The 19190-nt window shown below is 67.6% G+C and carries 24 protein-coding genes, 1 other RNA gene and 3 pseudogenes; 19 read left to right on the top strand and 9 right to left on the bottom strand.

Annotation, left to right across the window (positions count from 1 at the left end; all coding sequences use genetic code 11):
- Positions 1-87 precede the first annotated feature (87 nt).
- The 5 genes from EV644_RS02090 to EV644_RS02070 all read left to right on the top strand — a co-directional run bounded on the left by EV644_RS02090 (position 88) and on the right by EV644_RS02070 (position 4276).
- Entirely contained in the window at positions 88-273 is a 186-nt protein-coding gene (locus EV644_RS02090; protein WP_132187227.1) for a hypothetical protein, read from the top strand.
- A gap of 181 nt (positions 274-454) precedes the next feature.
- On the top strand, positions 455-1297 hold the full coding sequence (locus EV644_RS02085) for a nitrilase-related carbon-nitrogen hydrolase (RefSeq protein WP_132187228.1): 843 nt from the start codon (positions 455-457) through the stop codon (positions 1295-1297).
- A 48-nt stretch (positions 1298-1345) separates the two neighbouring features.
- On the top strand, positions 1346-2752 hold the full coding sequence (gene hydA / locus EV644_RS02080; RefSeq protein ID WP_132187229.1) for a dihydropyrimidinase: 1407 nt from the start codon (positions 1346-1348) through the stop codon (positions 2750-2752).
- Positions 2753-2779: 27 nt separating this feature from the next.
- Positions 2780-3772, top strand: a complete 993-nt coding sequence (locus EV644_RS02075) for a TIGR03842 family LLM class F420-dependent oxidoreductase (RefSeq protein WP_132187230.1) — start codon at positions 2780-2782, stop codon at positions 3770-3772.
- 75 nt (positions 3773-3847) lie between these two features.
- Entirely contained in the window at positions 3848-4276 is a 429-nt protein-coding gene (locus EV644_RS02070) for a cytidine deaminase family protein (protein WP_132187231.1), read from the top strand.
- Here EV644_RS02070 and EV644_RS02065 read toward each other — a convergent pair.
- Positions 4269-4805, bottom strand: coding sequence for a winged helix-turn-helix transcriptional regulator (locus EV644_RS02065; RefSeq protein WP_132187232.1), 537 nt, complete (start codon positions 4803-4805; stop codon positions 4269-4271). The two genes, EV644_RS02070 and EV644_RS02065, sit on opposite strands and share 8 nt — an antisense overlap.
- Positions 4806-4834: 29 nt before the next feature.
- Between EV644_RS02065 and EV644_RS02060 the strand changes: the two genes are divergently transcribed.
- Positions 4835-5242, top strand: coding sequence for a VOC family protein (locus EV644_RS02060; RefSeq protein ID WP_132187233.1), 408 nt, complete (start codon positions 4835-4837; stop codon positions 5240-5242).
- A gap of 20 nt (positions 5243-5262) precedes the next feature.
- Positions 5263-5502 (top strand): annotated as a pseudogene (locus EV644_RS47630) (YciI family protein); the annotation flags it as partial.
- Between the two features lie 73 nt (positions 5503-5575).
- On the opposite strand, the gene EV644_RS02050 reads toward EV644_RS47630, so the two are convergent.
- The gene (locus tag EV644_RS02050) at positions 5576-6934 is read right to left on the bottom strand and encodes an FAD-binding oxidoreductase (protein ID WP_132187642.1); all 1359 of its coding nucleotides are present in this window, start codon (positions 6932-6934) and stop codon (positions 5576-5578) included.
- Between the two features lie 63 nt (positions 6935-6997).
- On the opposite strand from EV644_RS02050, the gene EV644_RS45965 reads away from it, so the two are divergent.
- Positions 6998-7180: a hypothetical protein gene (locus EV644_RS45965; RefSeq protein ID WP_241997817.1), complete on the top strand. Its 183-nt coding sequence runs from the start codon at positions 6998-7000 to the stop codon at positions 7178-7180.
- Positions 7181-7232: 52 nt separating this feature from the next.
- On the opposite strand, the pseudogene EV644_RS45960 reads toward EV644_RS45965, so the two are convergent.
- The 3 genes and pseudogenes from EV644_RS45960 to EV644_RS45950 all read right to left on the bottom strand — a co-directional run.
- Positions 7233-7448, bottom strand: a pseudogene (locus EV644_RS45960) (carbohydrate ABC transporter permease); the annotation flags it as partial.
- A 69-nt stretch (positions 7449-7517) separates the two neighbouring features.
- On the bottom strand, positions 7518-7772 hold the full coding sequence (locus tag EV644_RS45955) for a type 2 periplasmic-binding domain-containing protein (protein WP_241997821.1): 255 nt from the start codon (positions 7770-7772) through the stop codon (positions 7518-7520).
- Positions 7697-7888 carry an extracellular solute-binding protein gene (locus EV644_RS45950; protein WP_241997823.1) on the bottom strand — a complete coding sequence of 64 codons (192 nt, stop codon included), beginning with the start codon at positions 7886-7888 and terminating at the stop codon, positions 7697-7699. Before EV644_RS45950 ends, EV644_RS45955 begins: the two co-directional genes overlap by 76 nt.
- 447 nt (positions 7889-8335) lie before the next feature.
- Here EV644_RS45950 and EV644_RS02035 point away from each other — a divergent pair, with 447 nt between their 5' ends.
- Positions 8336-9598, top strand: a complete 1263-nt coding sequence (locus EV644_RS02035) for an MFS transporter (protein WP_132187235.1) — start codon at positions 8336-8338, stop codon at positions 9596-9598.
- Here the strand turns inward: EV644_RS02035 and EV644_RS02030 are convergent.
- Both EV644_RS02030 and EV644_RS02025 read right to left on the bottom strand, forming a co-directional pair.
- Entirely contained in the window at positions 9540-9980 is a 441-nt protein-coding gene (locus EV644_RS02030; RefSeq protein WP_132187236.1) for an SRPBCC family protein, read from the bottom strand. The genes EV644_RS02035 and EV644_RS02030 overlap by 59 nt on opposite strands.
- On the bottom strand, positions 9977-10297 hold the full coding sequence (locus EV644_RS02025; RefSeq protein ID WP_241997912.1) for an ArsR/SmtB family transcription factor: 321 nt from the start codon (positions 10295-10297) through the stop codon (positions 9977-9979). Before EV644_RS02025 ends, EV644_RS02030 begins: the two co-directional genes overlap by 4 nt.
- 173 nt (positions 10298-10470) lie before the next feature.
- Here EV644_RS02025 and EV644_RS02020 point away from each other — a divergent pair, with 173 nt between their 5' ends.
- Positions 10471-10704, top strand: coding sequence for a PIN domain-containing protein (locus EV644_RS02020; protein WP_369410480.1), 234 nt, complete (start codon positions 10471-10473; stop codon positions 10702-10704).
- A 10-nt stretch (positions 10705-10714) separates the two neighbouring features.
- On the opposite strand, the gene EV644_RS02015 is transcribed toward EV644_RS02020, so the two are convergent.
- Entirely contained in the window at positions 10715-11764 is a 1050-nt protein-coding gene (locus tag EV644_RS02015) for a carbohydrate kinase family protein (RefSeq protein WP_132187237.1), read from the bottom strand.
- Positions 11765-11931: 167 nt separating this feature from the next.
- Here EV644_RS02015 and EV644_RS02010 point away from each other — a divergent pair, with 167 nt between their 5' ends.
- The 9 genes from EV644_RS02010 (at position 11932) to EV644_RS01975 (ending at position 17995) form a co-directional block, all read left to right on the top strand.
- Positions 11932-12279, top strand: coding sequence for a hypothetical protein (locus tag EV644_RS02010; RefSeq protein ID WP_241997825.1), 348 nt, complete (start codon positions 11932-11934; stop codon positions 12277-12279).
- Entirely contained in the window at positions 12272-12436 is a 165-nt protein-coding gene (locus EV644_RS44355; RefSeq protein ID WP_158292718.1) for a hypothetical protein, read from the top strand. The genes EV644_RS02010 and EV644_RS44355 overlap by 8 nt, the downstream gene beginning before the upstream one ends.
- Positions 12437-12687: 251 nt before the next feature.
- A complete protein-coding gene (gene ftsE / locus EV644_RS02005; RefSeq protein WP_132187239.1) occupies positions 12688-13377 on the top strand; it encodes a cell division ATP-binding protein FtsE in 690 nt (229 codons plus the stop codon).
- A 22-nt stretch (positions 13378-13399) separates the two neighbouring features.
- The gene (ftsX, locus tag EV644_RS02000) at positions 13400-14311 is read left to right on the top strand and encodes a permease-like cell division protein FtsX (protein ID WP_132187240.1); all 912 of its coding nucleotides are present in this window, start codon (positions 13400-13402) and stop codon (positions 14309-14311) included.
- Between the two features lie 223 nt (positions 14312-14534).
- A complete protein-coding gene (locus tag EV644_RS01995; protein WP_241997827.1) occupies positions 14535-15812 on the top strand; it encodes a M23 family metallopeptidase in 1278 nt (425 codons plus the stop codon).
- 21 nt (positions 15813-15833) lie between these two features.
- Positions 15834-16304: an SsrA-binding protein SmpB gene (smpB, locus tag EV644_RS01990; protein ID WP_132187242.1), complete on the top strand. Its 471-nt coding sequence runs from the start codon at positions 15834-15836 to the stop codon at positions 16302-16304.
- A gap of 121 nt (positions 16305-16425) precedes the next feature.
- Complete coding sequence (locus EV644_RS01985) at positions 16426-16986, top strand: DUF1707 and DUF4870 domain-containing protein (RefSeq protein WP_132187243.1); 561 nt, start codon at positions 16426-16428, stop codon at positions 16984-16986.
- Positions 16987-17095: 109 nt separating this feature from the next.
- Positions 17096-17474, top strand: a transfer-messenger RNA (tmRNA) gene (ssrA, locus tag EV644_RS01980).
- A 335-nt stretch (positions 17475-17809) separates the two neighbouring features.
- Positions 17810-17995, top strand: a complete 186-nt coding sequence (locus EV644_RS01975; RefSeq protein WP_132187244.1) for a hypothetical protein — start codon at positions 17810-17812, stop codon at positions 17993-17995.
- Between the two features lie 652 nt (positions 17996-18647).
- Here the strand turns inward: EV644_RS01975 and EV644_RS01965 are convergent.
- Positions 18648-19151: pseudogene (locus EV644_RS01965) on the bottom strand (transposase); the annotation flags it as partial.
- Between the last annotated feature and the right edge of the window lie 39 nt (positions 19152-19190).

The raw sequence follows: 19190 nt of genomic DNA, 5'->3' as shown, positions 1-19190 counted from the left end.
ACACCGCGTGGAGGTGGAGCGTAAGAGTCCGGTCAGATCGGGCCGCGGTGGCTGGCGGCGGTCCGGGGCACCGGTAGGGTCTGCGCCATGGCTGAGCACAACGTCACGGACAACGACCAGGATCCGGGAGCGAGCACCCAGATGTTCCGCGCCTTCGTCAACGAGGGCCAGGTGTCCCCCACCGAGGAGCCGAAGGTCAACGGCCGCATGCTGGCCGTCGTCGGCGCAGTCGTGGTCCTGATCGCCGTAGTGGCCGCGGTCCTCGTCTTCTGACCCCTCCCCTCCGCCGGTCTTCCCGCCGACCGACGAGCTAGCCGCCGTGCGATCCCACCAACCCCGCCCGGCCACTCCGTCAACCCCGTCACCATCGCCGCCGAACTCCCTGGTGCCATCCCGTCGTTGACGGGGCTGGGGTGGCGGATGAAGGATGGGGGCTCGGCTAGGGAGGTTGGCTATGGCGGAGGTTGTCAGGGCGGCGCTGGTGCAGACCAACTGGACGGGTGACCAGGAGTCCATGGTCAAGGCGCACGAGGAGTACGCGCGGCAGGCGGCTGCGGCGGGGGCGAAGGTCATCTGCTTCCAGGAACTGTTCTACGGGCCGTATTTCTGCCAGTTGCAGGATCCCAAGTTCTACGAGTATGCCGAGTCCGTGCCCGGGCCGACCGTGGAGCGGTTCCAGGCGCTGGCCGCCGAGCTCGGCCTGGTGATGGTGCTGCCGGTGTACGAGCAGGAGCAGCCCGGCGTGCTCTACAACACCGCGGCCGTGATCGATGCTGACGGCAAGTACCTCGGCAAGTACCGGAAGAACCACATCCCGCAGGTGAACGGGTTCTGGGAGAAGTTCTACTTCCGCCCGGGCAACCTCGGCTACCCGGTGTTCGACACCGCGGTCGGGCGGATCGGCGTCTACATCTGCTACGACCGGCACTTCCCCGAGGGCTGGCGGGCACTCGGACTGGCCGGCGCCAAGATCGTGTTCAACCCGTCGGCGACCAGCCGCGGCCTCTCGTCGTACCTGTGGAAGCTCGAGCAGCCCGCCTCCGCGGTGGCCAACGAGTACTTCATCGGCGCGATCAACCGGGTCGGGATCGAGTCGGACTTCGGTGAGAACGACTTCTACGGTACGTCGTACTTCGTCGACCCGGAGGGGAAGTTCGTCGGGGACGTCGGCCACGACCACGACCCCGAGCTGATCGTCCGGGACCTCGATCTGGGGCTGCTCGACACCGTCCGGGACCGCTGGCAGTTCTATCGCGACCGCCGGCCGGACGCGTACGGGGACCTGACCAAGCCGTAGTAGACGAGACAAGCGCCGGAGCCGGGTTCGACAGAAGGAGCGTCGAGGATGTCGTTGCTGGTCAAGGGTGGAACCGTGATCGGGCCGACCGGTGCGCAACCGGCCGACGTGCTGGTCGAGGGCGAGAAGATCGCCGCGCTGCTCGACCCGTCGTACAGCCAGACCGTGCAGGCGGACGAGGTGATCGATGCCACCGGCAAGTACGTGATCCCGGGCGGGATCGACGCGCACACGCACATGGAGCTGCCGTTCGGCGGGACGGCGGCCAGTGACACCTTCGAGACCGGGACGCGCGCCGCGGCCTGGGGTGGCACCACGACGATCATCGACTTCGCCGTGCAGCGAACCGGTGAGGTCGTGCAGGACGGGCTGGCCGCGTGGCACGCGAAGGCGGAGGGCAACTGCCACATCGACTACGCGTTCCACATGATCCTGGGCGGCGTCGACACCGACGCGCTGAAGGCGATGGACCAGCTGGTCGCGGACGAGGGCATCACCAGCTTCAAGCTGTTCATGGCCTATCCGGGCGTCTTCTACTCCGACGACGGGCAGATCCTCCGGGCCATGCAGACCGCGCGGGAGAACGGCGCGATGATCATGATGCACGCGGAGAACGGCATCGCGATCGACGTGCTCGTGCAGCAGGCGCTGGCCCGTGGCGAGACGGATCCGATCTACCACGGGATCACCAGGCCCGCGGCGCTGGAGACGGAGGCGACCAGCCGGGCGATCACCCTGGCGTCCGTCGCGCAGGACTGCCCGCTCTACATCGTCCACCTGTCGGCGAGCGGAGCGCTGGAGGCTGTTGCGGAGGCGCGTGACCAGGGCCGGAACGTGTTCGCCGAGACCTGCCCGCAGTACCTGTACCTGACGCTCGAGGACCAACTCGGCGCGCCCGGCTTCGAGGGCGCGAAGTGGGTCTGCTCGACGCCGCTGCGCAGCAAGCACGAACCACACGCGAAGGACCTCTGGAAGGGGCTTCGCAGCAACGATCTCGCCGTGGTGTCGACGGACCACTGCCCGTTCTGCTTCAAGGACCAGAAGGAGCTCGGCGTCGGCGACTTCTCCAAGATCCCGAACGGCATCGGCGGCGTCGAGCACCGCGTCGACCTGATCTACCAAGGGGTGGTGGACGGCCAGCTGTCGCTGGAGCGCTGGGTGGAGACGATCGCGACCACCCCGGCCCGGATGTTCGGGCTCTACCCGCAGAAGGGGATCGTTGCCCCCGGCTCCGATGCGGACCTGGTCGTCTACGACCCGAACGGGACCACCCGGATCGGTGTCGAGACGCACCACATGAACATGGACTACTCGGCATACGAGGGCACCGAGATCGCCGGCCGGGTCGACACGGTGGTCTCGCGCGGCGAGGTGATCGTGGCTGATGGCAACTACCATGGCCGCAAGGGCCGCGGGAAGTACCTGCGTCGCGGGCTCTCGTCGTACCTGGTCTGACAATGCTTGATGGGGAGGGGAGACGCCGTGGACTTCGGAGTGGTGTTCCAGTGTGATCCGCCCGCGGCCGCGGTGGTGGACCTCGCGCGCAAGGCCGAGGAGGCCGGTTTCGACTACGTCTGGACGTTCGACTCGCACCTGCTCTGGCAGGAGCCGTTCGTCATCTACAGCGCGATCCTGGCGGCCACTCAGCGCGTCATCGTCGGCCCGATGGTGACGAATCCGGGCACCCGCGACTGGACCGTGATCGCCTCCCAGTTCGCCACGCTGAACGAGATGTTCGGCAACCGGACGATCTGCGGCATCGGCCGGGGCGACTCGGCGCTGCGCACGCTCGGCGCCAAGCCCGGCACGGTCGACCAGCTGAAGCAGTGCGTTGAGGTGGTCCGCGAGCTCGCGGCCGGCCGCACGGTCTCGTACCGCGGGAAGGAGCTCAAGTTCGCCTGGGTCGACAACGGCGCGCTCGAGGTCTGGGTCGCCGCCTACGGGCCGAAGGCGCTCGCGGCGACCGGTGAGGTGGGCGACGGGTACATCCTGCAACTGGCCGACCCCGACATCGCCGCGTGGATGATCTCCGCCGTACGCCGGTCCGCCGAACAGGCCGGGCGTGATCCGGCGAAGATCAAGTTCTGCGTGGCCGCGCCCGCGTATGTCGGTGACGACCTGGCGCACCAGCGTGACCAGACCCGCTGGTTCGGGGGAATGGTGGGCAACCACGTGGCGGACATCGTCGAGCGGTACGGGACCTCGGGGGAGATCCCCAAGGCGCTGACCGACTACATCGCCGGGCGCAAGGGCTACGACTACGCCGAGCACGGGCGGGCGGGTAACACGCACACCGACTTCGTCCCCGACGAGGTGGTCGACCGGTTCTGCATCCTCGGCCCGGTGGAGAACCACCTCGCCCGCCTCGAGGAGCTCAAGGCCCTGGGCGTCGACCAGTTCGCCATTTACCTGCAGCACGACGCGAAGGAAGACACCCTCGCGGCGTACGGCAAGGACATCATCCCGGCCTTCTGACCTGTACGCCGCGACGGAGTGCGGCGAAGCGGGAATCCGATGGCAGCGGCCTGGCGGGTGTGGGAGCGTTGGCGGATGACGATCGAGGTGCGGCCGCTGACCGCTGAGGATCACGAGCTGATCGAGCTGGCCCGGCGGACGGTGGACGAGAACACGGATGGCCCCGACGGCGTCTACACGATGGGTGCGGCCGTGCGCGCCGCCGACGGGCGGATGTTCGCCGGCATCAACCTCTACCACTTCACTGGCGGCCCCTGCGCGGAACTGGTCGCACTCGGCCGCGCCCGGGCCGAGGGTGCCCGCGAGCTCACCACGATCGTTGCAGTCGGCAACGAGGGTCGCGGCGTCTACGGTCCCTGCGGCCGCGACCGTCAGATCCTGTTCGACTACCACCCGGACATCCGCGTGATCATCCCGACGGCCCAGGGGATCGGCAGCGTCCGCATCAGCGACCTGCTGCCAGAGGCCTTTCCCTGGGCGCCGTCGGCCTCGGACGTCAGCTGACCGTCAGCCGACCGGCCGCCAGCGCAAGCGGTACTGCGCGAGCCGTGGTGCCGTAGTTGGTCGTCGGTGGGTAGCTGGTGGTCACCACCCGCGAGACGAGTCCGGCCGCTTCCAGGTCCTTGAGAGCGAGGGTGAGCGCGCGGGGCGTAGTACCGGGCAGGGCGTTGCGCAGTTCGGAGTACCGGAGTCGGTCAGCGGCGAGGGCGTTCAGGATCGGCAGGGACCACTTCCGGAGGCCGACCTCGGTTGCCTGGAGGTCAGCCAGGAGTTCGATCACGACGCGGCTGGGCTCGGCCAGGCGCTCGCCAGTCGCGGTCAGGAGGTACTCGGGGCGCAGCGGGTGGCCGTAGCCGGGGTTGCGGTGGATCAGGTCGTACGACTCCAACGCTATAAGGGTCCGCCGGAGGGATTCGCGGCTGACGCCCAGGCTGTGGATGAGATTGACGAAGCGCCCGCCGCCGGTGCGATGCAGTTCGGCGAGCACCGGGATGGCCCAGCGATGGTGGGCGAGTCGGACCAGCGTTGACACAGAAGTAAGCCTAGTATAAAAACGAGACTATGACGGATTCTCGGCCGGGTGCGTCGCGCGACGCACCGCGCATCGCTTACGACGGGCGGCTGGTCTGCGCTCTGGAGGTCACCGACCTCGAGCGGTCCCTCGACTGGTACCAGCAGGCGCTCGGCTTCGAGGTTGTGCACCGGCTGGACGCCTGGGGGTGGGCCGAGCTGAGCACGCATCTGCCCGGCGTGGGGATCGGCCTCGGTGAGGTCGAGCAGCCGCACATCGAGGGAGGCCCGGCGATCACCTTCGGCGTGACGGACATCGACAGCGCTCGCCGCCACCTCGAGTCGCTGGACACCCGCTTCGACGGCGAGACCCGACTGGTCGCCGACGAGGTGAGGCTGGCGACGTTCTACGACCCGGACGGCAATACCTTCATGCTGTCCGAGCGGGTGGCGTCGTGAGCGAGCCGCCGCGGCCGGGGATGGAGGGCCTGACGCTGGTGTTGCTGCGCCGGCGGCCGGACCGGCCGGACCTGCCCGAGGATGAGGAGGACCGGATCCAGCAGGCGCACCTCGACTTCCTGGACTCGCTGCGGAAGCGCGGTCTGATGGCAGCGGCCGGTCCGTTCCGTGACGGTCTGGACGCGATGCTCAGCGGTCTGTGCATCTACCGCGTCGGAGTGGAAGAAGCCAGGCAGTACGCCGCTGAGGACCCCGCGGTCCAAGCCGGCTGGCTGGACCCCGAGGCCTCACGTGGTGGTTCCGAGCGGGCGATGTACGGCTGCCTGGTGCCCCCTAGCTCGGCGGGCCGTAGGGGAAGAGCATGTTCGGGTCGTACGCCGCCCGGACCTCCGCGAGCCGCGAGAAGGTCTCGGCCGGCCAGGACGCCTCGTACGATCCCGGGACCGTCAGACCGCCCGCCAGGTTGACGGTGTTCTCGGCGGCGATCCACGGGCGCAGCGGCTCGACCAGCGCGTCGGCGGCCATGGGTAGCACCTTCTCGAACAGGCTCGGGTCGGGTACACCGACCATGAACAGCGTGTAAGCGCCGCCACGACCGCCGACCGCACTGCCCTCCGGTACGTCGCGCCGGGTGGCTCCGCCGAGGTGCCGTATCTCGATGGCGACGAAAGGCACCTGCTGATCCGGACCGGCCGCTGCGAGGAACGCCGCGACGTACTCGGCGTCGATCTCGTTCAGCAGCATGCCACGATCCCAGCCCGGCCCCGGGTCCTTGGGGTCGTTGTGGATCGTCGCGATCGCCGACGCCGGCATCTCGCCGACCGCGTCGATGAGGGTGGCGCCCACGTCGCGGATCGGCTGGAACAGGCGCTCACCCTCGGCCGGATCGCCGACGAAGGCGAACCGCACGCTGAGCACGGTCTTACCCCGCAGCGGTTCGGGAATGAACTCCAGCGGTGGCAGCCGGAGAATCACGGCCGACGAGGTCGCGGTCTCCGGCAGGGTCTTGGTCCAGTCGACCCAGGTGGACACCGCCGCGCCGATCTCGGGTCCGTCGAAGAACACCGAGCCGCCGTAGAGCGTCGTGAGTTCGACGAGTTCGAAGTCCATCGACGTGACGATGCCGAAGCCGCCCTTGCCGCCGCGCAACGCCCAGAAGAGATCCGGGTTCTCGGTCGCGTTGGCGGACACGACCTCCCCGGAGGCGACGGCGATCCGGAAGCCACGCGCCCAGTCGGAGGAGAACCCGTACGTCCGGGCGAGCGGGCCGAGGCCGCCGCCGAGCGTGTAGCCGATACACCCGACGGTGTCGGACGCCCCCGTGATCGGTGCGAGCCCGTGCTCGGCCGCGGCCGCGACCACCTCCGCCCAGCGGCAGCCCGCCGCGATGTGGGCGATCCGGTTCTCCGCGTCGATGGTGACACCGGTGAGCCGGGAAGTGGTGGCGAGGATGCCGCCGGTGACAGGCGTAGCGGAGCCGTGGCCGGTGGCGAGCACGCGGATCGGCGTACCGGACTCTGCCGCGGTGCGCACCAGGGCGGCGGCGTCGTCCTCGGAGGTGAGGCCGACGGCGACCTCGGGGGTGTGCTGGTTCGCGGTGTTCCAGGCCGCGATCTCGGTGGCGAAGTCGTCGTCTGCCGGACCGAGTACCGGGCCGGCCAAGCGACCGCGAAGGTTGTCGATCAATGTCACGATGCCTCTCTTTCGGTGCTGTTCGCTGATCCCTGAGCGTTCGACTCCCTCGACGATCCAGCGTTGGAGGAAGACGAACATCACCACCAGCGGCAGGATCGCGATGCCGGCGGCGAGGAAGAGTTGGGGCAGGTTGATGGTCTGCGCGGTGACGAAGGTGGAGAGCGCGATCTGAACCGTCCAGGAGTTCTGATCGGGGGCGATGACCAGCGGCCAGAGGAACGCGTTCCAAACCGAAGAAGGTGATCGTACCGATGGTGGCGACGAACCCCTTGGAGTTCGGCACGACGACCCGCCAGAAGGTTCCCCAGTACCCCGTGCCGTCGAGTTGCGCCGCCTCCTCCAGCTCCCGCGGGAAGTTCAGGAAGTACTGGCGGAACAGGAATGTCGCGAACGCCTGGAACAACCCGGGGATGATCAGGCCGCGCAAAGAGCTCACCCGGCCCAGGGTGGAGACCAGCACGAAGCTCGGCACGAAGGTCACCGCCGCCGGGATCAGCAGCGTCGCGACGATGAAGTAGGAGACCGCATTCGCATATCTGTAAGGGATTCGTGCCAGTCCGTAGCCGGCCAGCCCCGGAGATCACCAGTACCCCGACGGACTGCACGACTGCATCGCGGTCGGGCCCTGGGTGAACGCGGACGGGTCGGACCAGTCGGTCGGTGCCCCGAGCAACAACGCGTTGGAGGTGAAGAGCTCGCGCAGCTTGCGCAGCGACTCGACCGCGGCCGGGTCGTCGAAGCCGAACTTGCCATCGTCGGTCACGTAGTCGAGCCCGGCCGCCCAGAGCGCCGGACCGCCGAGGATGCCGACACCGCCGTCGTTGCCGACGAACAACCCCTGACCGTGTCGGTGGTCAGCTTCTTCGCGGCCGCGATCAACTCGTCCATCGTGGTCGGCGGCTGGACTCCGGCGGCCGACAGCAGGCTCTTGCGGTAGACGAGCAACTGCATGTCCGTGACCTGCGGAATCGCGTAAAAGCTTGTCCTGGTAGGTCATCCGGGAGATCCGCGACGGCGTGAAGACGGACTTGGCGTCGCCGCGCCGGAGTCCGAGCGACCTGTGTCGGAGCCACACCCGGCGACTGCCATCGCCGCCGGCCCGCCTCCTACTGCGAGGAATCGCCGCCGATCGAACCCGTTGCCTCCAGCACCCGACACCTCGCCGTACCTCCGCCGCTCGGGGGCGCGGTCCCACAGCCCGCACGCCGACCCTTCGACCCTACGACCGGTGGGTGTCTCCGGACCGCCTTTCCACCCCGTGAAAAACCCACGACTTCGAGCGGCGATCGGAGGTAGGCTGCGCGCGTGTCCGACCCCCGTGCCTAGAGAGCGCTCCCCGCGACGTCGACGTCGTCGTGGAGCCGAGCCCTGTCCTCTTACAGCTCTAGGAGCGTTCTCGTGTCCGGCACAACTCGTGCCGGGAGCTACCGTGATGTCCTGCTGCTGCCCTACGCGCTGCGCACGTTCGTGCCGGCGTTGTTCGGCCGGCTGTCGTACGGTCTGCTCCCGCTGTCTGCTTTGTTCACCGTTCAACAAGCTACCGACTCCTTCGCGACCGCCGGCTCGGCCGTCGCCGCGTTCGGCCTCGCCTCGCTGACGATGCCGTGGAAGGCGCGCCTAGTCGACCGCTACAGCCAACGCCGCGTCCTCCCACCACTGGCAGCCCTCTGCGGATCAGGCCTGGCCGCGACAGCCTTCACCCGTACTCCGAACGCGGCCGTGCTGGTGCTCCTGGTCGGCCTGACCGGGGTGTTCGCCCCGCCGCTCGGGCCGTCGATGCGCTCGACCTGGCGGCTCATCACCGACAAATCCGACCTGAAGCAGCGCGCCTATGCCCTCGACGCGATCTGCGAGGAATCGCTCTACCTCGGTGGTCCGCTCATCGCCGGACTCCTGATCAGCTTCTGGTCCGCGCCGGTCGCGTTGTCGTGCACGGCGGTCCTGATGGTCTGCGGGACCTTCGTGATGGTGACGACGCCGCTGGCTCGTCACGTCGCGGAACAACCTCCGACTCCGCGGAGGTTCCTGGATCCCGGGCCGCTCCGCAATGCGGGATTGCGGCGGGTTCTGGTCGTCATCTTCTTCGTGGCCGCCGGGGTGAGCGTCGCCTATGTCTGCGTGGCAGGCGTTGCGCAGGGCCAGGGTCGCGCTGGAGCGGCCGGGTTCGTCGAAGCCGCTATCGGCCTCGGCAGTGTGATCGGCGGGTTGGCCTGGGCCCGCCGTACCCACGCTCGCTCTCACTGGCAGCACCTGGCCGGACTGATCGCCTTGCTGGGCGTCGGATTCCTTGCTGCGTCGATGGCCGGCAACCTGATCGTGCTGAGTGTGGTGCTGGGGATCGGCGGACTCGCTGTGGCACCGCTGTTCGTCGTGTCGTACCTGGCCGCCGACGAGCTCACCCCGGCCCACGAGCGGACCGAGGCGAGCACGTGGATCAACACCATCAACAACCTGGGCAGCTCGGCCGGCTCGTCGCTGGCCGGCCTCGCGATCGATCGCACGACTCCCTCCCACGGCTTCCTGGCCGCGGGGCTGCTGCTCCTCGCCGTCGCGCTGGTCAGCTCTCTCAGCAGAGTCGGCGCGATCAGCACGGTCGGCAGGGTCAGTCTTGGGCGGCGAGCAGCTTCTCCATCGCGTCGAAGAAGCCGTTGTAGCCCATGATCGTGGCCTCGACCTGCTCCTGGGTGAAGTCACCGCGGAGCTGGGTCAGGGTCATCTCGGTGCCGCCGGGGACCTCCGCGAACACCACCACGATCGGGACGTCCGATGGGTTCGCGGGGTCGTCGGTCATCGTGAACGACAGCCGCTCGGGCGGGTCGACCTCGGTGTACTCGCCGACCCAGTGGATCTGGTTGCCGTCGGGCAGTTGCATCACGGCGTTCCAGGCGCCGCCGACCCGGACGTCGAGGCTGAGGGTGTCCAGCGGTACGTCGACCGCGTCGGTGCCGAACCAGACGGAGAAATGCTCGGGCTTGGTCCACGCCTCGTAGACGAGCTCGCGGGGCGCGTTGAAGGTGCGGGTGACGACTACGTCCTGGCTCATGGCCGTTCTCCTGGGGTGTCGTTGGCTGGGCTGTCGTTGAACTGGGTGTCGTTGGATGGCGTGTTGTGCTGCTGCAGCTTGTCGAGGTAGCTGCCGAGCGTGTCGAAGCTGTCGGCCCAGAACTTCTTGTAGTCGCCGATCCACTCGGACGCCGCGGCGAGCGGCCGCGCGTCCAGCCGGGCCGGCCGGTACTGCGCGTCGCGGCCGCGGGTGACCAGGCCCGCGGTCTCGAGCACCCGGAGGTGTTTCGAGACCGCGGCGAAGCTCATCGCGAAGGGTTCGGCGAGCTGGCCGACCGTCGCCTCGCCCTCCGACAGCCGCGCCAGGATCGCGCGCCGCGTCGGGTCGGCGAGAGCCGCGAAAGTGCGGCTGAGCTGGTCGGTCGGTATGGTCGCTGACTCCTATTCAACTACTTGGTTCTAAACCGATAAGTTGAATATAGCGCGGAAAGCGGGAGAGTCAAGCGACGATCGCCGCCAGGAGGAAGGCGTTGTACACGGTGCTTCCGGTCACTGAGGCCATCGCCGATCGGGCCCGCGAGGTCCAGCTTCGGATGGCGGCGCGGGGGCATCATCGCGCGGCCGGAGTGGTGGATTTGCTGACCGCCGCCGTCGCAGAAGAACACGATGCGGTGATCCTGCACTACGACGCCGATTTCGAGCACATCGCCGCAACCACGGGGCAGCCGCATCTGTGGGTGGCGCCGCGCGGGACTCTGGACTGATTCGCTGACATCAGGCGTCGGAGAGGCGGGCGATGGTGGCGCTGGCTCGGCGGACGATGGGGACCGGGCCTTCGGGAAGGACGTCGCCGATAAAGGTGTAGTGGCGCAGTACCTCGGGGTCGACGCCGCCTGGGCGGTGACGGCTGTGGTCGCGGACCCAGTCGATGATGTCGCCCCAGCCCGGCGCCGCCAGGGAGCCGCCGAAGTGCTGGACGGACAGGCCGGCGCACAGGTTGCCGAACGCGAGCCGGTGAGCCAACGGCCAGCCACGCAGCGTCCCCAGTACGAGAGAGGCAAGGAAGACGTCACCCGCACCGGTCGGGTCGTACGAGCGAACGGGCAGGGCCGGGATGTACTCCTCCTCGCCCGTCTCGGAGTCGATCGCCAGGACACCGTCAGACCCATTGGTCACGACAGCCAGCGGGACCCGCTCGGCCAGTTTGTGCAAGGCGGCCTTGGGGGAGTCGGTCCGGGTATAGGCCATCGCCTCGCCCGCGTTCGGCGTGAAGGCATGGAAGCCGTCGAGGACGTCGAGCACCGCGGGGGACCAGACGTCCGTCGGGTCCCAGCCGACATCGCCGAACAGCAGCGCTCCGGACTGGCGCGCCTCGGCGGTCCAGCTCGGCAGGTCCTCCGCGACCGGCACGATCGCGGATCTGGTCTTCAGCCCGGGCCCGACCAATTTGCTCGGATCGCCCGGCGCCTCGTGCGCGTGGGTGACCATCGCGCGGTCCCGGTCGATCGACATCGACACGGTGACCGGGGAGTGCCAGTGCCCGATCCGGCGCGAGTGGGACAGGTCGACCTTCTCCTGGTCGGCGAGCGTGCGCCAGCAGAAGTCGGCGTACACGTCGTCGCCGAAGACGGCGGCCAGGCCGCTGCGCAGGCCGAGGCGGCTCGCGGCGATGGCGAAGTTGGCGACACCGCCCGGGCAGGAGCCCATGCCCTCGGCGAAGATCTCGGTACCGGTGGTCGGGGCGGACTCCAGGCCGGTCAGCACGATGTCGAGGAACACGGTCCCCTGCACGAACACGTCGTAGCAGTCGGGCTCGCTGTCCATCACTGACACTGCTCCCTCGTTTGCTGTATCGACGATGAGTTGTCGGTGGCTGGTGGTGTGCTGTCCTTCGTAGCATCATCGACCGGCCATCACCATGGATTTGGAAGGACCTTGATGAGTTCTGGGGCGTGTCCGTGATTCCCACCTGGATCTCGGTGATCGGAGTCGTGATCACCGTGCTGAGTCCGTTCCTCGCGCTGGGCGGCGTTGCGCTGGGCGCATACCTGACGCGCAAGTCCGACCGTGAGCTGGACACCTGGCGGCACCGCGAGGAGACGATGCGGATGGTTCGCTGGTCAGTCGAGCAGATCCTGGACGGCGACGAGGCCGGCACCGACGCCGGGGTGGTGACGCTGCGCTCATTGATGAGATCGGAGCTGTTACAGCCCGAGGACTACGATCTGGTCGCCGCACTGACGGCCGCTGTAGCGATCGACCGGGTCGGTCCGGCCGCGTACGCTGATATTGCGGAAGCAGATGCCGATGTGGTCGAGGGAGACAATGCCGATGGGTGAGAAGAAGACCGTCAAGGTCTCCCGCCAGGCGGTCGAACTGGCCAGGTTGCACGTGGAAGCCGCCCGTAGGGCCGGCCGCAAACCCGACGCCGGCGTCGCCCGGATCGCCGGCGCCCGCCCCGAAAACGGCAACGGCCCGACTCCGGCCCCCGCCTGACCTGCTACTCCAGCCACTGCTGCGAGCTTGCTCGCGTACTCAGCCAGTGACTGGCTGTGCTGTGCTGTGCACGCACGCCTCAGCCGGCGCAGCGTAGTACGGCTATAGGACAGTGACGCCCGAGCCGGGACGCCTGCTCGGACCACGCCCGGGAAACCCCTACACTGATCGACGGCCGCTCCGGTGGCGTACGGTGCCTTGGTGGCTACCTGTGCGCTGCTCCCTGTTCCCGACCACGGCCGGAAGCTCCCGTGATCCGCTTCGAGAATGTTTCCAAGACCTTCGAGGGTCAGTCCAAGGCTGCCCTGCTGAACGTCAACGTCGAGATCGAGAAAGGCGAGTTCGTCTTCCTGGTCGGCACCTCCGGGTCCGGCAAGTCGACGTTCCTTCGTCTCGTCCTGCGTGAGCACCGGAGCTCCAAGGGCCACATCATGGTGGCCGGCAAGGACCTGAACCGGCTGGCCAGCTGGCGGATCCCGCAGATGCGCCGCCAGATCGGCACCGTCTTCCAGGACTTCCGGCTGCTGCCGAACAAGACCGTCGCGGAGAACGTGGCGTTCGCGCTGCAGGTGATCGGCAAGCCGCGGTCGCACATCCGCAAGACCGTGCCTGAGGTGCTCGAGCTGGTCGGCCTGGACGGCAAGGAGGACCGGCTGCCGGACGAGCTGTCCGGTGGTGAGCAGCAGCGGGTGGCGATCGCCCGCGCGTTCGTGAACCGGCCGATGATCCTGATCGCGGACGAGCCGACCGGAAACTTGGACCCCGGCACCTCGGTCGGCATCATGAAGCTGCTGGACCGGATCAACCGCACCGGGACGACCGTGGTGATGGCGACCCACGACGTCTCGATCGTCGACCAGATGCGCAAGCGCGTGATCGAACTGGAGAACGGCCATGTCGTCCGCGACGAGTCGCGTGGCGTCTACGGCTACCAGCACTGAGACCAGGGACTGAGACTTCGTTATGCGCTTGAACTACATCCTTTCCGACCTGGGCATCGGCCTGAAGCGGAACCTCTCGATGACGATCGCGGTCGTCGTCACCATCTGGGTCTCTCTGTCGCTGTTCGGCAGCGCCCTGCTCGCCCGCGAGCAGGTGGACCTGATGAAGGGGAACTGGTACGACAAGATCCAGATCTCGATCTTCCTCTGCACCAAGGACTCCGGCGGCCGCGGCTGCTCGGGCGCCGAGGTGACCACGGAGCAGAAGAACCGGATCAAGCAGGTGATCGAGTCGAACCCGGACACCTCGCCCGAGGGCGTCTTCGGCGAGTCCAAGAAGGAAGCGTTCGACCAGTTCAAGAAGCTCTACAAGGACTCGCCGATCGTCAGCACGGTGACCGAGGACCAGATGCAGGAGTCCTTCCGGGTCAAGCTGAAGGATCCACAGCGCTACCAGAACCTGGTCAGTGCCGTGTCGGGTCTGCCCGGCGTCGACAACGTGCAGGATCTCAGACAGCTACTGGATCCACTCTTCACCGCGCTGAACAAGCTCAGATGGGGAGCACTGATCGCGGCCGGCCTGCTGCTGGTCGCCGCCCTGATGCAGATCTCCAACACGATCCGGCTGGCGGCCTACGCCCGGAGACGGGAGATAGGCATCATGCGGCTGGTGGGCGCCTCGAACTTCTACATCCAGCTGCCGTTCTTGCTGGAGGCGATCCTGGCGGCACTGATCGGCGCGGTCCTTGCCTGCGGCACCTTGTGGCTCGGCGTCTACTTCTTGGTCACCAAACAGGCGGAGGAGACGTTCAGGGCCTGGGAGCGGATCGGCGCGCCCGAAACCTTCCGGGCCACCCTGATCATGGTGGTGGTCGGACTGGTGCTGGCGGTCGTCCCGACATTCCTGACAACGCGGAAATACCTCAAAGTCTGACCCGGGTGACTTATCGTGCAGGAGCACGACAACTCAACCCATAGCAAGGGGTCGAACTGTGGTCCCGCACTTCCCCGGTGCGAACCCGCTCAGGCGGGGGAGCATCAAGCGAGACGACAGCATCGGCACCAGCGCCACACCGAACCGACGGTCCCTCAGGCAACGCCTGGGCGGGTCGCCCGGTCGGCCGACGATGGTCGCCGCTTGCTGCGTTGTCCTGTCCATGTCCGCCGGAGTCCTGGCGGTGGTCCCGTCTGCCCAGGCGGAGCCACCGGATCCAGCCGCGAAGAAGAAGCAGCTCGACTCGCAGATCCAGGAGTCGCGCGCCGATTTACACGACTCGTACGACCAGCTCGCCAAGTCCACCGCCTCGTACACGCGCGCCGAGACGCAGTACAAGGCCGTCCAGGTCCGGTACGCCGCGGCGCAGGGCCGGCTGGCGGCCGCGAAAGCCGCCGACGTGGTTGCCGCGAGCAAGCTGAAGGCCGCCGAGGAGGCGCTGCAGACCGCGCTGTCCGATGTGGATGCCGGTGAGCAGGTGATCCTGGAGCAGAAGCACGTGGCCGGCCGCGCGGCGCAGTCGGCGTACCAGCAGCAGAACAGCCTGGTCGGGCTGTCGATCGTGCTGAACGGCGCGTCGCCGGCCGACGTCGCCACCGGGGTGCAGGTCCAGCGCAACGTGTTCGGCATCCAGGGCAACACGATCACCAAGCTCAACAACGCCCAGGCCCAGCTCGCGAACAAGCGCGCCAAGGTCTCCCAGGCGGAGAAGATCGTTGCCGCCCAGCGGGCCGAGGCCGCCCGGACCGTTCAGCAGGTCACCGCGCTCACGCTGCAGGTGGCCAAGGACAAGGCCGAGGCCGCGAAGCTGGCTCAGGCACGACTGGTCGCGTACAAGGCCGCCGAGAAGGACAAGAACAGCGAGTTGGCGCAGTACAACGCGCTGGTCGCCGAGCGGAACAGGGTGCAGGCGATCCTGATCGCCCGGGCCAAGGCCGAGAAGGCCGCGGCCGCCCGGCGGAAGGCCGCCGCGGAGGCCAGGGAGCGCGCGAGGGCGAAGCAGGAGCACCGGCCGCCGCGCGCCGTTGCGGACGACCCGGGCAGTTCCTCGGGGCTGAGCTACCCGATCAACACCTACATCACCTCGCCGTACGGGATGCGGTTCCACCCGGTGCTGCACTACTGGAAGCTGCACGACGGCACCGACTTCGGCGCCGGCTGCGGTACGCCGATCCACGCCGCCGCGAGCGGGGTCATCACGGACCGCTACTACAACGGCGGCTACGGCAACCGGCTGTTCCTGTCGAACGGGGTGATCAACGGCTCGTCGATCACGACGGTCTACAACCACCTGTCGCGGTACAAGGTGCGCGTCGGCCAGCGGGTGACGAAGGGCCAGGTGATCGGCTATGTCGGCACTACGGGCTACTCGACCGGCTGCCACCTGCACTTCATGGTCTACGAGGACGGCCGGGTGGTTAACCCGATGAAGTGGTTGTGAGCTATCTGGGATACTGGCGGGATGGTGAAACAGACCGGCCAGAAGCCGATCGCGCAGAATCGTAAGGCGCGACACGACTACCACATCGACGACGTGGTGGAGGCCGGACTCGTGCTGACCGGGACCGAGGTCAAGTCCCTGCGGCTGGGTCGGGCCTCCCTCGTCGACGCCTTCGCGTCCGTGCGGGGCAACGAGCTTTGGCTGCAGAACCTGCACATCCCGGAGTACACGCACGGCACCTGGACCAACCACGAGCCCCGGCGTACCCGCAAGCTGCTGCTGCACAAGGACGAGATGCAGAAGCTGATCAAGGCGGTCGAGCAGCAGGGCGTCAGCCTGATCCCGCTGTCGCTGTACTTCAAGGATGGGTACGCGAAGGTCGAGCTCGCCACCGGGCGCGGCAAGAAGGATTACGACAAGCGGCACGCCCTGGCCGAGCGCCAGGCGAACCGCGAGGCCCAGCGAGCACTGAGCGACCGCAGGAAGGGCTAGCGGTCACCCACGGCCGGACGGCTAGGGTCGCTCCACGGCCGGAAGGGCTAGGGGTCTCCCCAGGGGTGGTTCCGGGCGTCACCCGATGGGTTGCGGCGAGGTCCGGCGGCAGGCTGGGGGCATGTCCACTTCAGAGCTGCTGGTGACGCCGGCCCAACGGGACCGAGCGGTCGAGATCCTGCAAGAGATGTACGCCGACGGCCGGGTCGAGCGTGTCGAGTTCGACACCCGGCTGGAACTGGCGCTCAAGGCCCGCACCCGGGCCGAGCTGAACGGCACCTTCGACGGACTGGTGGCGCGCCCCGTCCCGACGTACGTGCCGGCGGCCTTCACCCGGCCCGCCCCGGTCAAGCGGTACGACAGCCAGGGCCGCGGCCTCGGCACGATCGCCCACTGGCTCGGGTACCCCACCTTCTTCGTCGGCCCGGCGCTGATCGTCGCCACCGCCGGCAAGGAGAACCCCGCGGTCCGCAAGCACGCGGTAGAGGCGTTGAACTTCCAGTTGAGCGCGTTGGCCGTCTTCGCCCTCCTAGGCGTCGTCACCGGCGTCACCGAAGGTTTCACCGGCTTCCTCTTCCCCCTGGTAGGCCTCGTCTGGTTCGTCCTCACCGGCATCGGCGGCCTGGCCACCCTCCTCGGCTCCAACTTCCGCTACCCCTTCACCCTCCGCCTGATCAAGTGACCCTCGGTGACGGGAATCTGTGGTGCGGCAGCCTTGTTGGACTTGATAGTGTGGACCTTCCGCGGTCAGTCAGAGCGCTACCGGACCACGGGAGATTGACAACTCAACAGGGGGTGAACGGTTTCGACTTTGGACGTACGTTCCAAGAGAAGCGGGCCGAGGATCCAGGGTTATCTCGTTAACGATCTCTGGAAAACAATAACTGCCAACGCTAATGCGCGCAGTAGCTTCGCTCTCGCCGCCTGACGGCCTGAGCTAAAAGAAGCGGTCAGCCCGGGGTTGCTTCCGACCCGGTTCCTGGCCTCAGCTAGGAAGCTTGCTTCGTTAACCCGGTCGCGGGGTTAACGCGGGACATTTACAGCGACTGAGTCTGTCGGCAACGTGTCTGTACGAGTGCTGGGACTGAGAAAACGACACAACAGACTGCGCCCGGAGAAGTCTTGGATCGACGCTGAAGGACGCGGGTTCGATTCCCGCCACCTCCACCCCTTGAGAACGCGCAGGTCAGAGCACGATTGACCTGCGCGTTCTGCTGTGCGCGACCCCTTTAGAACCAGTCTGAGCAGCGCCTTTTGGGGTGCAGCAGCAGACGCTGCGCCGCGTCCTAAGTCGACATCCCGGGTCATTGAGGGTTCTCGCGTGGACGAGATGGGTCGGCGATTTCACGAGTGCGCAATCCGGCCACGCCGGGCCGCGACGGCTTGCGGACGGTGTGATGTGAGCCGGCTGGGCGGATCCGTGGAGTGCGCCGGTCACGGGCTACGCTCCGCCGGGCCGCTCACGTGGGATACTGGGTGGCGGCAATCGAGCATGGAGGTGTGTCGTGACAGCTGACAATGCTGAATACTCACGTCGGCGGCGTAAGGCGGCCTCCGTCGATGAGCTTTTTCTGGGTTCTGCTCCGGTGCGTTCTGCGGAGGATCTTGCCGAGGACGGCGTGTTCGATGATGGAGAGCTGGAGGAGTTTCTAGCTGATCTGGGCGCGATGAGGCGGGCCGACCTGGCGTGAGCACGCGCAGGATCATCCTCGACACTGATGTTGCGTCGCTGAGTATCAAGAAACGCGCTGCCGCCTGCGCTGCTTCGCGGGCTACTCGGGGCCCAAATCGGCATTACGTTTGTCATGTTGGGGGAGCTGAGCCATTGGGCGCTCCCTCGCAACTGGGGCTTCCCAAGGTCGCTGGCCTTGAGGCGTGGCTCAGTACTCGCCCACCCTGCCGTACGACGATGCCGTAGCTCGGAAGTGGGGCGAGATCTCTGCCTATGCGACCAAACGCGGCCGGCCCCGTCCGCAGAACGATAGCTGGATCGCCGCCTGCTGCCTGGCGTATGACTTGCCGCTAGCCACGCTCAACATCAAGGACTTCGCCGACTTTGCCGAATATGAGGGTCTGCGCATCGTCGGACACGAAGACGGGTAGGGCGCCGAGCGGCGCCGTCGGTGCGGTGGTGCACGCAGTCCCCGAGTCGCCCGCCGCGCCGACCTTGGTCAAGGTCGGCGCGGAGCCGACCCTGCGGATCCGCGAAGTCGCAGCGAGTCTCGCGATCGAGCCCTCGCGGTCGTACATCATCTGACGCTGCCGGCCGCCGGTGTACGACGCCGGCTGACTGGTGCACCATGCGGTTCGGGCCACGAGGTGTAACGAGTTTCGGGAGCGCGACTCGTCTACCCCGATCGCGTTGACACCGTCGAAGCGGTTCTCGTCGTTGATCAGCACCCGCTTGCCTTCGGCCAGGACAGCGTCGTTGGCAGTGTTCCACGCGACCCCGAGTCCCTCGGCGACCCGGGCCACGGTCAGGTGCTGGCACACGATCGCCTTGAGTGCCCACCGCAGCCCGCGACGCGACAGCTTCGCTCGCGGCTCAGCCGCGAGGCTGGTGTCCTGGCGCCACACGTGACCGCAAGCGGTACACCGGTAGCGGCGCACGGTCACCACGAGCGTCGTCGGCCGCCAGCCCAGCGGCTCGTGGGCCAGCTCCCGGGTCACGGTGTCGCGCGGTACGCCTTCGCAACCACAGCGACGGCACCACTGGTCCGGCTCGACGACCCGGCATGCCAGCACCGCACGGTCGGGCCTGAGTCGTTGGCCGGTGACGGCCAAGCCGAGCTCATCGAGCCGGCAGAACTTGGTCAGGTCAGGGCAGGCAAAGGTAGCGTCAGACAAGTCGAGGTGTGCCAATCTGGAAGACCACGACTTCCGTCC

It is taken from the genome of Kribbella orskensis, assembly GCF_004342085.1.
GTDB classification, from domain to species: Bacteria; Actinomycetota; Actinomycetes; order Propionibacteriales; family Kribbellaceae; genus Kribbella; species Kribbella orskensis.
The sequence above is the reverse complement of the archived record's forward strand: the minus strand, read 5'-3'. Positions and strand labels throughout refer to the sequence as shown.

What these genes read in the sequence shown, in the direction of transcription:
- EV644_RS02090 (WP_132187227.1), top strand. Translation starts at nt 88, where the DNA reads ATGGCTGAGCACAACGTCACGGACAACGACCAGGATCCGGGAGCGAGC.
- EV644_RS02085 (WP_132187228.1), top strand. Translation starts at nt 455, where the DNA reads ATGGCGGAGGTTGTCAGGGCGGCGCTGGTGCAGACCAACTGGACGGGT.
- hydA (WP_132187229.1), top strand. Translation starts at nt 1,346, where the DNA reads ATGTCGTTGCTGGTCAAGGGTGGAACCGTGATCGGGCCGACCGGTGCG.
- EV644_RS02070 (WP_132187231.1), top strand. Translation starts at nt 3,848, where the DNA reads ATGACGATCGAGGTGCGGCCGCTGACCGCTGAGGATCACGAGCTGATC.
- EV644_RS02060 (WP_132187233.1), top strand. Translation starts at nt 4,835, where the DNA reads ATGACGGATTCTCGGCCGGGTGCGTCGCGCGACGCACCGCGCATCGCT.
- EV644_RS45950 (WP_241997823.1), bottom strand. Translation starts at nt 7,888, where the DNA reads ATGCAGTTGCTCGTCTACCGCAAGAGCCTGCTGTCGGCCGCCGGAGTC.
- EV644_RS02030 (WP_132187236.1), bottom strand. Translation starts at nt 9,980, where the DNA reads ATGAGCCAGGACGTAGTCGTCACCCGCACCTTCAACGCGCCCCGCGAG.
- EV644_RS02015 (WP_132187237.1), bottom strand. Translation starts at nt 11,764, where the DNA reads ATGGACAGCGAGCCCGACTGCTACGACGTGTTCGTGCAGGGGACCGTG.
- EV644_RS44355 (WP_158292718.1), top strand. Translation starts at nt 12,272, where the DNA reads ATGGGTGAGAAGAAGACCGTCAAGGTCTCCCGCCAGGCGGTCGAACTG.
- ftsX (WP_132187240.1), top strand. Translation starts at nt 13,400, where the DNA reads ATGCGCTTGAACTACATCCTTTCCGACCTGGGCATCGGCCTGAAGCGG.
- EV644_RS01995 (WP_241997827.1), top strand. Translation starts at nt 14,535, where the DNA reads ATGTCCGCCGGAGTCCTGGCGGTGGTCCCGTCTGCCCAGGCGGAGCCA.
- smpB (WP_132187242.1), top strand. Translation starts at nt 15,834, where the DNA reads ATGGTGAAACAGACCGGCCAGAAGCCGATCGCGCAGAATCGTAAGGCG.
- EV644_RS01985 (WP_132187243.1), top strand. Translation starts at nt 16,426, where the DNA reads ATGTCCACTTCAGAGCTGCTGGTGACGCCGGCCCAACGGGACCGAGCG.